At 55.9% G+C, this 12,438-nt stretch carries 13 protein-coding genes; 8 read left to right on the forward strand and 5 right to left on the reverse strand.

Features of this window, described 5'->3' with window-relative positions; all coding sequences use genetic code 11:
- Positions 1 to 3: 3 nt before the first annotated feature.
- Both cyoE and ACOTX4_RS06095 read left to right on the forward strand, forming a co-directional pair.
- Positions 4 to 891, forward strand: a complete 888-nt coding sequence (cyoE, locus tag ACOTX4_RS06090) for a heme o synthase (RefSeq protein WP_003859062.1) — start codon at positions 4 to 6, stop codon at positions 889 to 891.
- 150 nt (positions 892 to 1,041) lie between these two features.
- Positions 1,042 to 2,403, forward strand: coding sequence for an MFS transporter (locus ACOTX4_RS06095; protein WP_022650465.1), 1,362 nt, complete (start codon positions 1,042 to 1,044; stop codon positions 2,401 to 2,403).
- Between the two features lie 32 nt (positions 2,404 to 2,435).
- On the opposite strand, the gene ACOTX4_RS06100 is transcribed toward ACOTX4_RS06095, so the two are convergent.
- On the reverse strand, positions 2,436 to 2,927 hold the full coding sequence (locus tag ACOTX4_RS06100; protein WP_017383179.1) for a YajQ family cyclic di-GMP-binding protein: 492 nt from the start codon (positions 2,925 to 2,927) through the stop codon (positions 2,436 to 2,438).
- 125 nt (positions 2,928 to 3,052) lie between these two features.
- On the opposite strand from ACOTX4_RS06100, the gene panE reads away from it, so the two are divergent.
- Both panE and yajL read left to right on the forward strand, forming a co-directional pair.
- Positions 3,053 to 3,964 (forward strand): 2-dehydropantoate 2-reductase, encoded by a 912-nt coding sequence (panE, locus tag ACOTX4_RS06105; protein WP_022650464.1) that lies wholly within the window; start codon positions 3,053 to 3,055, stop codon positions 3,962 to 3,964.
- Positions 3,927 to 4,517: a protein deglycase YajL gene (yajL, locus tag ACOTX4_RS06110; RefSeq protein WP_003859085.1), complete on the forward strand. Its 591-nt coding sequence runs from the start codon at positions 3,927 to 3,929 to the stop codon at positions 4,515 to 4,517. The genes panE and yajL overlap by 38 nt, the downstream gene beginning before the upstream one ends.
- A gap of 125 nt (positions 4,518 to 4,642) precedes the next feature.
- Here the strand turns inward: yajL and thiI are convergent, their stop codons facing one another.
- Positions 4,643 to 6,091, reverse strand: a complete 1,449-nt coding sequence (thiI, locus tag ACOTX4_RS06115; protein ID WP_022650463.1) for a tRNA uracil 4-sulfurtransferase ThiI — start codon at positions 6,089 to 6,091, stop codon at positions 4,643 to 4,645.
- Between the two features lie 178 nt (positions 6,092 to 6,269).
- Between thiI and xseB the strand changes: the two genes are divergently transcribed.
- The 4 genes from xseB to ACOTX4_RS06135 all read left to right on the forward strand — a co-directional run bounded on the left by xseB (position 6,270) and on the right by ACOTX4_RS06135 (position 10,336).
- Positions 6,270 to 6,512, forward strand: coding sequence for an exodeoxyribonuclease VII small subunit (xseB, locus tag ACOTX4_RS06120; RefSeq protein WP_003859094.1), 243 nt, complete (start codon positions 6,270 to 6,272; stop codon positions 6,510 to 6,512).
- Entirely contained in the window at positions 6,513 to 7,412 is a 900-nt protein-coding gene (gene ispA / locus ACOTX4_RS06125; protein WP_003859095.1) for a (2E,6E)-farnesyl diphosphate synthase, read from the forward strand.
- 24 nt (positions 7,413 to 7,436) lie between these two features.
- Positions 7,437 to 9,299 carry a 1-deoxy-D-xylulose-5-phosphate synthase gene (gene dxs, locus ACOTX4_RS06130; RefSeq protein ID WP_045330256.1) on the forward strand — a complete coding sequence of 621 codons (1,863 nt, stop codon included), beginning with the start codon at positions 7,437 to 7,439 and terminating at the stop codon, positions 9,297 to 9,299.
- A gap of 62 nt (positions 9,300 to 9,361) precedes the next feature.
- Entirely contained in the window at positions 9,362 to 10,336 is a 975-nt protein-coding gene (locus ACOTX4_RS06135) for an aldo/keto reductase (RefSeq protein WP_017383171.1), read from the forward strand.
- A gap of 69 nt (positions 10,337 to 10,405) precedes the next feature.
- Here ACOTX4_RS06135 and thiL read toward each other — a convergent pair whose 3' ends face one another.
- The 3 genes from thiL to ribE all read right to left on the reverse strand — a co-directional run bounded on the left by thiL (position 10,406) and on the right by ribE (position 12,366).
- Entirely contained in the window at positions 10,406 to 11,377 is a 972-nt protein-coding gene (gene thiL / locus ACOTX4_RS06140) for a thiamine-phosphate kinase (protein ID WP_023315516.1), read from the reverse strand.
- 77 nt (positions 11,378 to 11,454) lie between these two features.
- Positions 11,455 to 11,874 (reverse strand): transcription antitermination factor NusB, encoded by a 420-nt coding sequence (nusB, locus tag ACOTX4_RS06145; protein ID WP_006809908.1) that lies wholly within the window; start codon positions 11,872 to 11,874, stop codon positions 11,455 to 11,457.
- 21 nt (positions 11,875 to 11,895) lie between these two features.
- Positions 11,896 to 12,366 carry a 6,7-dimethyl-8-ribityllumazine synthase gene (gene ribE / locus ACOTX4_RS06150; RefSeq protein ID WP_003859098.1) on the reverse strand — a complete coding sequence of 157 codons (471 nt, stop codon included), beginning with the start codon at positions 12,364 to 12,366 and terminating at the stop codon, positions 11,896 to 11,898.
- Between the last annotated feature and the right edge of the window lie 72 nt (positions 12,367 to 12,438).

Consider the following 12,438-nt stretch of genomic DNA (forward strand, 5'->3'; position numbering starts at 1 on the left):
AGTATGTTTAAGCAATACCTGCAAGTCACGAAACCAGGCATCATCTTTGGCAACCTGATCTCCGTAATCGGAGGGTTCCTGCTGGCCTCTAAAGGCAGCATTGATTACACCCTCTTTATTTACACGCTGGTCGGTGTGTCACTGGTGGTTGCGTCCGGTTGTGTATTTAACAACTACATCGACATGGATATCGACAAGAAGATGGAAAGGACCAAAAATCGGGTGCTGGTTAAAGGCCTGATTGCTCCTTCCGTCTCGCTGGTGTACGCCACCTTGCTGGGTATTGCTGGCTTTATGCTGCTGTGGTTTGGTGCTAACCCGCTGGCCTGCTGGCTGGGGGTGATGGGGTTCGTGGTGTATGTGGGCGTCTACAGCCTGTATATGAAACGTCACTCCGTCTACGGCACGCTGATTGGTTCTCTCTCCGGCGCTGCGCCGCCGGTGATTGGCTATTGCGCCGTCACGAACGAGTTCGACAGCGGTGCGCTGATCCTGCTGGCTATCTTTAGCCTGTGGCAGATGCCGCACTCCTACGCCATCGCGATTTTCCGCTTTAAGGATTATCAGGCGGCGAACATTCCGGTTCTGCCGGTCGTGAAAGGCATTTCGGTTGCCAAGAACCACATCACGCTCTACATCATCGCTTTTGCCGTGGCAACGCTGATGCTCTCTCTGGGCGGTTACGCCGGATATAAATATCTGGTGGTAGCAGCTGCGGTGAGCGTCTGGTGGCTCGGTATGGCCCTGCGCGGTTACAAAGTGGAAGATGACAAGGTCTGGGCACGCAAGCTGTTTGTGTTCTCGATTGTCGCCATCACCTCCCTGTCCGTGATGATGTCCGTAGACTTCATGGTGCCTGATTCACAAAACCTGCTGACTTACGTCTGGTAAGCTATAGCAAGGACATAAAGGGGTGCTTCGGCACCCCTTTTTTATTCATGAAATCTATTAGTAACGTATGTAATATTTGTTAAATAACCGATTATTTACCCCGCCCCTTCCCCGCACTACACTATGGCCTGCTTTTGAACTGAGGTGGTAATGAACGATTATAAAATGACGCCAGGCGAACTGCGTGCGACCTGGGGTTTAGGGACTGTTTTCTCGCTGCGGATGCTTGGCATGTTTATGGTCCTGCCCGTTCTGACCACATATGGCATGGCGTTACAGGGTGCCAGCGAAGCGCTGATCGGTCTGGCGATCGGTATCTACGGCCTGGCGCAGGCAATATTCCAGATCCCCTTTGGCTTGCTCTCCGACCGAGTGGGTCGCAAACCGCTGATTGTCGGCGGGCTGCTGGTGTTTGTGCTCGGCAGCATCATCGCCGCCCTCTCCCACTCCATCTGGGGAATTATTCTTGGGCGCGCCCTGCAAGGTTCCGGGGCGATTGCCGCCGCCGTGATGGCGCTGCTGTCAGACTTAACCCGCGAGCAAAACCGCACCAAAGCCATGGCGTTTATCGGCGTCAGCTTTGGCGTCACGTTTGCCATTGCCATGGTGCTGGGGCCCGTTATCACCCATTCACTCGGCCTGCACGCCCTGTTCTGGATGATTGCAGTGCTGGCGACCATCGGGATCGCACTCACGCTGTGGGTTGTACCTGACAGTAAAAACCACGTCCTCAACCGTGAATCCGGGATGGTCAAAGGCTGCTTCAGCAAAGTCATCGCCGAGCCGCGCCTGCTTAAGCTGAACTTCGGCATTATGTGCCTGCACATTCTGCTGATGTCCACCTTTGTCGCCCTGCCCGGTCAACTGGCCTCAGCAGGTTTTCCGGCGGCAGAGCACTGGAAAATTTATCTGGTCACAATGCTGATCTCGTTTGTCTCCGTTGTGCCCTTCATTATTTACGCCGAAGTGAAGCGCAAAATGAAACGCGTCTTCGTGGGCTGCGTGGCGTTACTGCTGATTGCCGAGATTGTGCTGTGGGGCGCCGGCCCGCATTTCTGGGAGCTGATCGCGGGCGTACAACTGTTCTTCCTGGCCTTTAATCTGATGGAAGCCCTGCTGCCGTCGCTTATCAGCAAAGAGTCTCCGGCAGGATACAAAGGCACCGCGATGGGCATTTACTCCACCAGCCAGTTTCTCGGCGTGGCGATCGGCGGGTCACTCGGCGGCTGGGTGGATGGTCTGTTTGACTCCCAGACCGTTTTCCTCGCCGGTGCGCTGCTGGCGATGCTCTGGCTGTTTGTGGCCAGCACCATGAAAGAGCCGCGTTACGTGAGTAGCCTGCGGGTAGAAATTCCCGATGACGTGGCAATCGGTGACGCGTTACAACAGCGTCTGGAAGCGACAGAGGGCGTGAGCGAAGTGCTGATTGTCCCGGAAGAGCGCAGTGCGTATGTCAAAATTGACAGCAAAGTGACTAACCGCTTTGAGGTAGAGCAGGCGCTGAAGGCCTGAAAAAATGCCCGGTTTAGCCGGGCATGATTGTCTTAATCGCGGAAGTTTTTAAACTGGAATGGCTGACCGAGATCGCCGCCACGCACCAGCGCCATCACGGATTGCAGGTCATCACGGGATTTTCCGGTCACGCGGATCTCTTCCCCCTGGATCTGCGCCTGCACTTTGAGCTTACTGTCTTTGATAAGCTTCACGATTTTCTTCTGCACGGCGCTTTCAATCCCCTGCTTCAGCTTCGCTTCCACAAACCAGGTTTTGCCGCTGTGAACAAAATCTTCCGGCACATCGAGTGAGGTCCCTTCAATGCCGCGCTTGAGCAGCTTGGCGCGCAGGATATCCAGCAACTGGTTGACCTGGAAATCAGACTCGCTCAGGACTTTGATCGTCTTGTTCGCGTCGTTCAGTTCAATGGTCGCCTCAACGCCACGAAAATCGAAACGTGACTCAACCTCACGGACAGCATTTTCTACGCCGTTACGCGCTTCCTGCAAATCAACTTCAGAAACAATATCGAAAGATGGCATCTTTTCTTCTCCCTTCATTTTTGTTGCGTTGCATAATACCCGCAACGAGGCATAACTAGAAGCTTAGCTGATGGCGCTATACTTAGCGTCATAGCACCTGGCGCCGTTGCAGGTGAGGAGGAACGATGAAAGTAACAGTGCTTGGATGCGGAGCCCTTGGCCAACTCTGGCTTACAGCGCTATGCAAACAGGGACACGACGTTCAGGGCTGGCTGCGAATTCCCCAGCCCTATTGCAGTGTGAACGTGATGGGTACAGACGGTTCAATTTTTAATGAGTCTTTAACGGCAAACGATCCGGAATTTCTTGCCACCAGCGATTTGCTGCTGGTCACGCTGAAGGCCTGGCAGGTCTCCGATGCGGTGAAAAGCCTGGCCGCCCAGTTACCTGAAAGCACGCCAATCCTGCTGATTCACAACGGTATGGGTACCATTGAAGAGCTAAAATCTGTCCGGCAACCGCTGCTGATGGGGACAACCACCCACGCGGCGCGTCGCGACGGTAACGTCATTATCCATGTTGCCAGTGGTATCACTCATATCGGTCCCGCGCGTGAACAGCCCGGCGATTACAGCTATCTTGCGGATACCCTGCAAAGCACGCTGCCTGACGTCGCCTGGCACAATAACATTCGCGCGGAACTGTGGCGCAAACTGGCGGTGAACTGCGCGATTAATCCGCTGACCGCCCTGCTGGATTGCCCTAACGGTGAACTGCGCCAGCATCCTGATCGGGTAGCGCTGATTTGCCGGGAAGTTGCCGCCGTCATTGAACGCGAAGGCTACCACACCTCAGAGTCCGATTTACGTTATTATGTCGACCAGGTCATTGAGAGTACGGCAGAAAATATCTCCTCAATGTTGCAGGATATCCGGGCTATGCGGCATACCGAAATTGATTACATTACCGGTTATCTGTTAAAACGCGCCCGGGCACACGGCATTACCGTTGCGGAAAACAGCCGTCTGTTTGAGTTAGTAAAACGAAAGGAGAGTGAGTATGAGCGCATCGGCACTGGTATGCCTCGCCCCTGGTAGCGAAGAGACAGAAGCGGTCACCACCATTGATTTGCTGGTACGTGGTGGTATTAAGGTTACTACCGCCAGCGTCGCCAGCGACGGAAGCCTGGCGATTACCTGCTCGCGTGGGGTGAAGATTCTGGCGGATGCACCGCTTGTACAGGTGGCGGACGGTGATTACGACATTATCGTTCTGCCGGGTGGTCTGAAGGGGGCTGAGTGTTTCCGCGACAGCCCGCTGCTGGTTGAAACCGTTCGTCAGTTTCATCTTTCCGGGCGTATCGTCGCGGCAATCTGTGCAGCCGCAGGTACGGTGCTGGTTCCGCACGACATTTTCCCCATCGGCAATATGACCGGCTTCCCTGGTCTGAAGGATACAATTCCGGAAGACCAGTGGGTGGATAAACGCGTGGTCTGGGATCCGCGCGTTAACCTGCTCACCAGCCAGGGGCCGGGCACCGCCATTGATTTTGGCCTGAAGATTATTGACCTGCTGGTTGGGCGCGAAAAAGCGTACGAAGTGGCTTCGTCGCTGGTGATGGCGGCGGGGATTTATAACTACTACGAATAAAAAAGTCGGGTGGCGCAAGGTAAAAGCAAAACGGCAACCCGAGGTTGCCGTTTTTAATGTTTGCGCCCTCTCCCTGTGGGAGAGGGACGGGGTGAGGGCATCAGGCCGCACTCCCCGACAATAAACTACGGGCGATACACCTTCACGTTCGCGAAGCCCTGCTCACGCAGATACAGCGCCTGCAAACGGCTCATGACCCCACGCTCACACCACAGCAGATACGTTTTGCTCTGGTCGAGATCGCCAAACTGGGTGCTCAGCTTGTAGAACGGCAGCGAAACCACCTCCACGCCTTCCACCTGCAACGGCTTGTCATCCTGCTCATCAACAGAACGGATATCCAGAATCGTATCGTTAGCACCAAAGCCGCTGACCGTCTCCACCTCAACCACTTCCTGCTCGGTCTGCTGGGCGATCTCACGGATATCGATGTTGGACGCTTCCGCCACCACTTTTTCCAGGATGCTGAAATCGAAGTTCTCTTCTTCCGCTTCGATCTTCGCCTTCACCGCTTTAATGGTTGGACTTTTTGAGATCACACCGCAATATTCCGGCATGGTACGGGCAAAATCTTCAGTACCGATTTTACGCGCCAGATCGATGATGTGCTCTTTATCGTGAGAGATCAGCGGGCGCAGGATCAGCGTATCAGACACGTTGTCGATAAGACGCAGGTTGGTCAGCGTCTGGCTGGAGACCTGCCCCAGCGCTTCACCGGTGACCAGCGCCTGCACGCCGTAGCGCTCAGCCACTTTGGACGCCGCGCGCACCATCATACGTTTCAGGACCACGCCCATCTGGCCGTCGTCCACTTTTTCGAGGATTTCGCCGACCACCGGCTCAAAGTTGATCGCCACAAAACGCACGCGGTGAGAGCTGCCGAAGCGGTTCCACAGGTAATGCGCCACCTGACGTACGCCGATTTCATGCGCCGCCCCGCCCAGGTTGAAGAAGCAGTAGTGCACGCGGCAGCCGCGACGCATCAGCATGTAGCTGGAGACGCCGGAGTCGAAGCCGCCCGAGATCAGCGACAGCACATCTTCCTGCGTGCCGATCGGGAAACCACCAATACCTTCATAACGACCCTTAACCAGCAGCAGACGATCGTTCTCGATCTCAAGATTAACGGTAACGTCCGGATTAGTCAGGCGCACGCGCGCCGTCTCAACGTGCTGGTTCAGACCGCCGCCAACGTAGCGCTCGACTTCAATCGAGCTGAACTCGTGTTTACCACGACGCTTCACGCGCACGCAGAACGTTTTCCCTTCGATCTGGTCGCGGTACTGTACCAGCGCCTTTTCGAAGATATCGTGCATATCGCTGAACGGAACGTCTTCCACTTCCAGAATATGATGAATACCAGGAATACGGGTCAGCGCGTCGCGAATATCAAGACGTTTGCTTTCGTCTTTCGCGCGGACTTCAACGTGGTCCCAGTGACGCACCACAGCGAGCGTTTCGTCGTAGTGTTTTAATACGTTACGAATGTTCCCGGTGAGAATTTTAATAAAGCGCAAACGCACAGATTGGCTTTTGATGGTGATTTCGGGGAACAATTTAATGATAAACTTCATGGCGGCAATGTTTCTTAGGCAAGCTTATAAAGGCTTGTAGTGGAAAATGATACAGCAGCCCACACCCGTGGCTGCATCCAGGCGCGCAAGTATACCACCATCGCGCCACTCGCGTTATTTGATAATTGCCCCGAGTCCGTTACCATGTTGGGGCGAAGAATATAAGAGTTAATTCACTATGCCGAAGAAGAACGACGCACCGGCCAGTTTTGAAACTGCGCTGAGTGAGCTTGAGCAGATTGTTACCCGCCTCGAGAGCGGCGATTTACCGCTGGAAGATGCCCTCAACGAATTTGAACGCGGTGTGCAGCTTGCGCGCCAGGGGCAGGTAAAGCTTCAGCAGGCCGAGCAGCGTGTGCAGATCCTGCTTTCCGACAGCGAAGACGCTAAAACCACGCCATTCACACCGGACGCCGAGTAAATGGATTTCTCCAACGCGCTTCAGGCGCGCGTCATCCGCGCCAACGATGCGCTGCGCCGATTCATTGAGCCGCAGCCTTTTCAGAACACTCCACTGGTTGAAGCCATGCACTATGGCGCACTCTTGGGGGGTAAACGCCTGCGTCCGTTCCTGGTATATGCCACGGGCAACATGTTCGGTATCAGCGATAACACGCTGGACGCCCCGGCAGCCGCCGTGGAGTGTATCCACGCCTATTCGCTGATCCACGATGATTTGCCAGCCATGGACGATGACGATCTACGTCGCGGTCAGCCAACCTGCCATATCAAATTTGGCGAAGCGAATGCCATTCTGGCGGGTGATGCGCTGCAAACTCTGGCCTTCTCCATTCTGAGCGATGCGCCGATGGTTGAAGTGAGCGATCGCGATCGTCTGGCAATGGTGTCCGAACTGGCAATGGCCAGCGGCGTCGCCGGGATGTGCGGCGGCCAGGCGCTGGATTTAGAGGCTGAAGGTCGTCAGGTTACTCTGGAACAGCTGGAGCGCATCCACCGTCACAAAACGGGCGCACTGATGCGTGCAGCCGTTCGCCTGGGCGCGCTGAGCGCGGGTGAACGCGGGCGTAAAGCCCTGCCGATTCTGGACAGATACGCAGAAAGTATCGGTCTGGCATTCCAGGTTCAGGATGACATTCTGGATGTGGTGGGCGATACTGCAACATTGGGAAAACGTCAGGGTGCGGATCAGCAGCTTGGCAAAAGTACCTATCCCGCCCTGTTGGGCCTTGAGCATGCCCAACGTAAAGCCCGGGATCTGATAGACGATGCCCGCCAGTCGCTGAATGAGCTGGCCGCGCAATCGCTGGATACCTCGGCACTGGAAGCGCTAGCGGACTACATAATCCAGCGTGATAAATAAACTATAAATCTCGATGAGCCTTTGATGAGTTTTGATATTGCCAAATACCCGACACTGGCGTTAGTTGACTCCACTCAGGAGTTACGTCTGTTGCCGAAAGAGAGTCTGCCGAAGCTGTGTGACGAGCTGCGTCGCTACCTGCTCGACAGCGTTAGCCGCTCCAGCGGCCACTTCGCCTCCGGACTTGGCACGGTTGAGCTGACCGTGGCGTTGCATTACGTCTATAACACGCCGTTCGATCAGCTGATCTGGGATGTCGGCCACCAGGCCTATCCGCACAAAATTCTGACCGGACGTCGCGATAAAATTGGCACCATTCGCCAGAAAGGGGGCCTGCACCCGTTCCCGTGGCGCGGCGAGAGTGAATATGACGTGTTAAGCGTCGGCCACTCTTCCACCTCCATTTCTGCGGGCATTGGTATTGCCGTTGCCGCCGAAAAAGAGAATAAACAACGTCGCACTGTCTGCGTGATTGGCGACGGGGCGATCACCGCCGGGATGGCCTTTGAGGCCATGAACCACGCGGGCGATATCAAACCGGACATGCTGGTGATCCTCAACGATAACGAAATGTCGATCTCCGAGAACGTCGGCGCGCTGAATAACCATCTGGCGCAGCTGCTGTCCGGCAAGCTTTACTCCTCACTGCGTGAAGGCGGTAAAAAAGTCTTCTCCGGCGTACCGCCGATCAAAGAGCTGCTTAAGCGTACCGAAGAACACATCAAAGGCATGGTCGTACCGGGTACGCTGTTCGAAGAGCTGGGCTTTAATTATATCGGCCCGGTGGACGGCCACGATGTGCTGGGTCTGGTGACGACGCTTAAAAACATGCGCGACCTGAAAGGCCCTCAGTTCCTGCATATCATGACCAAAAAAGGGCGTGGTTACGAACCGGCGGAGAAAGATCCGATCACCTTCCACGCAGTGCCTAAGTTCGACCATACCAGCGGCTGCCTGCCGAAAAGCAGCGGCGGGATGCCGAGCTACTCAAAAATCTTCGGCGACTGGCTGTGCGAAACGGCGGCGAAAGACAACATGCTGATGGCGGTGACGCCTGCCATGCGTGAAGGCTCCGGCATGGTGGAGTTTTCCAAAAAATACCCGGACCAGTATTTCGACGTCGCCATTGCCGAGCAACACGCGGTAACCTTTGCTGCGGGCCTGGCGATTGGCGGCTACAAGCCGGTGGTAGCGATCTACTCTACCTTCCTGCAACGCGCCTACGATCAGGTTATCCATGACGTTGCCATTCAGAAGCTGCCGGTGCTGTTTGCTATCGATCGCGCGGGCATTGTGGGGGCTGACGGCCAGACGCACCAGGGCGCGTTTGATCTCTCCTTCCTGCGCTGTATCCCGGACATGGTGATCATGACGCCAAGCGACGAAAATGAGTGTCGTCAGATGCTGTATACCGGTTACCACTATCAGGACGGTCCCTGCGCGGTACGCTATCCACGCGGTAATGCCCTTGGCGTTGAATTACAGCCGCTGGAAAAACTGGACATCGGTAAAGGTCTGGTGAAACGTCGCGGTGAAAAAGTGGCGATCCTGAACTTTGGTACGCTGATGCCGGAAGCGGCAAAAGTCGCTGAAAACCTGAATGCGACGCTGGTCGATATGCGCTTCGTGAAGCCGCTCGATGAATCTCTGATTCTGAGCATGGCGGAAAGCCATGACGTGCTGGTCACGCTGGAAGAGAACGCCATCATGGGTGGCGCGGGTAGCGGCGTGAACGAAGTGCTGATGGCGAACCATAAAGCCGTTCCGGTGCTTAATCTCGGCCTGCCGGACCACTTCATCCCGCAAGGCACCCAGGATGAGGCGCGCGCCGACATTGGTCTGGACGCCGCCGGTATCGAAGCCAAAATCCGCACCTGGCTGGCCTGATCTCTCCCCTTTTCTGCTCCTGCTATGCTTAAACGTATTGTTTAAACAGCAGGAGCGGAACCATGCAATACACGACATTAGGAAAAACGGACCTTAAGGTGTCCCGGCTTTGCCTGGGATGCATGACGTTTGGCGAGCCTGACCGGGGAAATCATGCCTGGACGCTGCCGGAAGAGAGCAGCCGCCCCATCATCAAGCGCGCCATTGACGGCGGCATCAACTTCTTCGATACCGCCAACAGCTACTCCGACGGCAGCAGCGAAGAGATTGTTGGCCGCGCCCTGCGAGATTTTGCCCGTCGTGATGACGTTGTGGTTGCCACTAAGGTGTACTACCCGTCAGGCGACCTGGCGGAAGGCCTTTCTCGCGCGCAGATCCTGCGTTCTATTGATGACAGCCTCAGACGCCTGAACATGGATTACGTCGACCTGCTGCAAATCCACCGCTGGGATTACAACACCCCGATCGAAGAGACGCTTGAAGCGTTGAACGACGTCGTGAAAGCCGGTAAAGCGCGCTACATCGGCGCATCGTCCATGCATGCCTCACAGTTTGCCCAGGCGCTCGATCTCCAGGCACAGCACGGCTGGGCGCGCTTTGTCACCATGCAGGATCACTACAACCTGATTTACCGGGAAGAAGAGCGCGAGATGCTGCCGCTCTGCTACCAGGAAGGCGTGGCGGTGATCCCGTGGAGCCCGCTGGCGCGCGGAAGGTTAACCCGTCCGTGGGGCGAAACCACCGCCCGGCTGGTATCGGACGAAGTGGGTAAAAACCTGTATGACGATACAGAAGCCAGCGATGCGTTAATTGCCGAACGCTTAGCCGGGATCGCCGACGATATCGGTGCAACGCGCGCGCAGGTGGCACTGGCGTGGCTGCTGAGCAAGCGCGGTGTCGCCGCGCCGATTGTGGGCACATCGCGGGAAGAACAGCTGGATGAGTTGTTGAGTGCGGTGGACTTATCGTTGACGCCGGAGCAGATTGCCGAGCTGGAGACGCCGTATCAGCAACATCCGGTGGTAGGGTTTAAATAAACAATTCAGGGAACAAAATCCGTAGGCCGGGTAAGCGCAGCGCCACCCGGCAATACAGAGCGCACAAAATTACGCGAAGTGATCGTACCCTTTCCAGTCAAGCGTAACCGGGGCGCCGTCGCGGACAAACAGCAGCCCTTCACTTTCCGGCATCACCTGCCCGATGCAGGTAAATTTCGCCCCCAGATGCGCTAACGCCACATCCAGTGTTCCGCGATTCAGCTCGGGCACCGTGAAGCACAGCTCATAATCTTCTCCACCGGATAACGCCCATCGCAGCGCCTGCTCAGGCTCGGCATGGCGACGCAACGGCTCTGACAGAGGAAACAGATCCAGATCGATCCGCGCGCCCACGCCGCTGGCTTTAAGGATATGGCCGAGATCGGAGATCAGCCCGTCAGACAAATCGATAGCCGAACTGGCCCGCTCGCGCAGCGCCTGGCCGTGCAAAATACGCGGCGTGGGCCGGAGATGGCGCTTCACCAGGTACGCCGCATCGTCAGCATCTTCAACCGTTAAACGGTTCTGAAGGATTGCCAGCCCTGCCGCGCTATCCCCCGGCGTACCGGTCACGTAGATCCAGTCGCCCGGTTTTGCGCCCGAACGTTTCAGCGCGCGCCCGGCAGGCACATAGCCGTGGATTGCCAGGGTCATCGACAGCGGACCGGCAGTGGTATCACCGCCAATCAGCTGCATATCGTAATAATTCAGCTGCTCAAACAGGGCATCGCTGAAGGCTTCAAGCCAGGCTTCATCCACCTCTGGCAAGGTCAGAGCCAGCGTCAGCCAGGCCGGGTCGGCGCCCATTGCCGCCAGATCGCTGACGTTCACCGCCAGCGCTTTATACGCCAGATCGGCAGGATCGATGTCGGGCAGGAAATGTCGCCCACACACTAAGGTGTCGGTGCTGATTGCCAGCGTCTGTTTTTCGGGAATATTGAGAAGTGCGCAGTCATCGCCAATGCCGGTTTCAACATCAAGACGAGAGGTTCTGACACGGTCGAAATAACGGGCAATCAGGGAGAATTCGCCGCATGCCATACGTTATGCCTCAGCAAATAAAAGAAAAAACCGGAGCCGCACTGCCCGTCAGGCAATGCAGAACTCCGGTTTGCGGATCACTTTTTGTGGGGACGGATCGCAGGTGCGGCTTTATCCAGCACGCCGTTAACAAACTTGTGGCTGTCTTCAGCGCCGAAGGTTTTCGCCAGTTCGATCGCTTCGTTGATGGCCACTTTGTACGGCACATCATCACGTTTAGACAGCTCAAACAGCGCGATACGCAACACTGCTTTTTCGACCTGGCCCAGCTCTTCGAGCAGACGGGACAGGTATGGCTTCATCAGACCATCGAGATACGCGCTATTAGTCGCCACTCCCGACAGCAGTTCACGGAAGTACAGAACGTCAACGTCTTTCACGTCCTGTTCTGACAGGAACTGGTATTCAACATCAGCGATGTCGTTCTGGGACAACTGCCAGGAGTAAAGTGCCTGGACGGCACATTCACGGGCGCGGCGACGAGCAGCAGGTTTCACGGAATTCCCCTTACAAAAAAATCAGGCCTTGATGGCTTTCAATACATTGATCATTTCAAGCGCGGTCAGTGCAGCTTCTGCACCTTTGTTACCGGCTTTGGTGCCAGCACGTTCGATGGCTTGTTCAATACTTTCGGTGGTCAGCACGCCGAACGCGACAGGAATTTCAGCATCCTGCGCAACGTGCGCCAGACCATTGCTTGCACCGCCCGCAACGTATTCGAAGTGCGCAGTGCCGCCACGAATAACAGTACCCAGCGCAATCACCGCGTCGTATTTACCGGTTTTCGCCAGCGCGCCCGCTGCCAGTGGCAGTTCGTAAGCACCTGGTACCCAAACGACGGTAATGTTGTCATCTTTAACCTGGCCGATACGTTTCAGGGCGTCAACCGCACCTTCCAGCAGGCTATCATTGATGAAGTTGTTGAAACGCGCAATGGTGATGGCGACGCGAGCGTCCGGGGTAGCTACAGCAGCTTCAATAATGTTCATACTCTTCCTTTACGGGTTCATTTGGCCCCGCAGGGGGGCGGATTTTATCATAATACTTTGCGTACTGCTTCC

The sequence above is a fragment of the Enterobacter cloacae complex sp. IR5459 genome, assembly GCF_049238005.1.
GTDB lineage: Bacteria > Pseudomonadota > Gammaproteobacteria > Enterobacterales > Enterobacteriaceae > Enterobacter > Enterobacter hormaechei_C.

What these genes read in the sequence shown, in the direction of transcription:
- cyoE (WP_003859062.1), top strand. Translation starts at nt 4, where the DNA reads ATGTTTAAGCAATACCTGCAAGTCACGAAACCAGGCATCATCTTTGGC.
- thiI (WP_022650463.1), bottom strand. Translation starts at nt 6,091, where the DNA reads ATGAAGTTTATCATTAAATTGTTCCCCGAAATCACCATCAAAAGCCAA.
- dxs (WP_045330256.1), top strand. Translation starts at nt 7,437, where the DNA reads ATGAGTTTTGATATTGCCAAATACCCGACACTGGCGTTAGTTGACTCC.
- panE (WP_022650464.1), top strand. Translation starts at nt 3,053, where the DNA reads ATGAAAGTAACAGTGCTTGGATGCGGAGCCCTTGGCCAACTCTGGCTT.
- ispA (WP_003859095.1), top strand. Translation starts at nt 6,513, where the DNA reads ATGGATTTCTCCAACGCGCTTCAGGCGCGCGTCATCCGCGCCAACGAT.
- thiL (WP_023315516.1), bottom strand. Translation starts at nt 11,377, where the DNA reads ATGGCATGCGGCGAATTCTCCCTGATTGCCCGTTATTTCGACCGTGTC.
- ACOTX4_RS06095 (WP_022650465.1), top strand. Translation starts at nt 1,042, where the DNA reads ATGAACGATTATAAAATGACGCCAGGCGAACTGCGTGCGACCTGGGGT.
- ACOTX4_RS06135 (WP_017383171.1), top strand. Translation starts at nt 9,362, where the DNA reads ATGCAATACACGACATTAGGAAAAACGGACCTTAAGGTGTCCCGGCTT.
- ribE (WP_003859098.1), bottom strand. Translation starts at nt 12,366, where the DNA reads ATGAACATTATTGAAGCTGCTGTAGCTACCCCGGACGCTCGCGTCGCC.
- ACOTX4_RS06100 (WP_017383179.1), bottom strand. Translation starts at nt 2,927, where the DNA reads ATGCCATCTTTCGATATTGTTTCTGAAGTTGATTTGCAGGAAGCGCGT.
- yajL (WP_003859085.1), top strand. Translation starts at nt 3,927, where the DNA reads ATGAGCGCATCGGCACTGGTATGCCTCGCCCCTGGTAGCGAAGAGACA.
- xseB (WP_003859094.1), top strand. Translation starts at nt 6,270, where the DNA reads ATGCCGAAGAAGAACGACGCACCGGCCAGTTTTGAAACTGCGCTGAGT.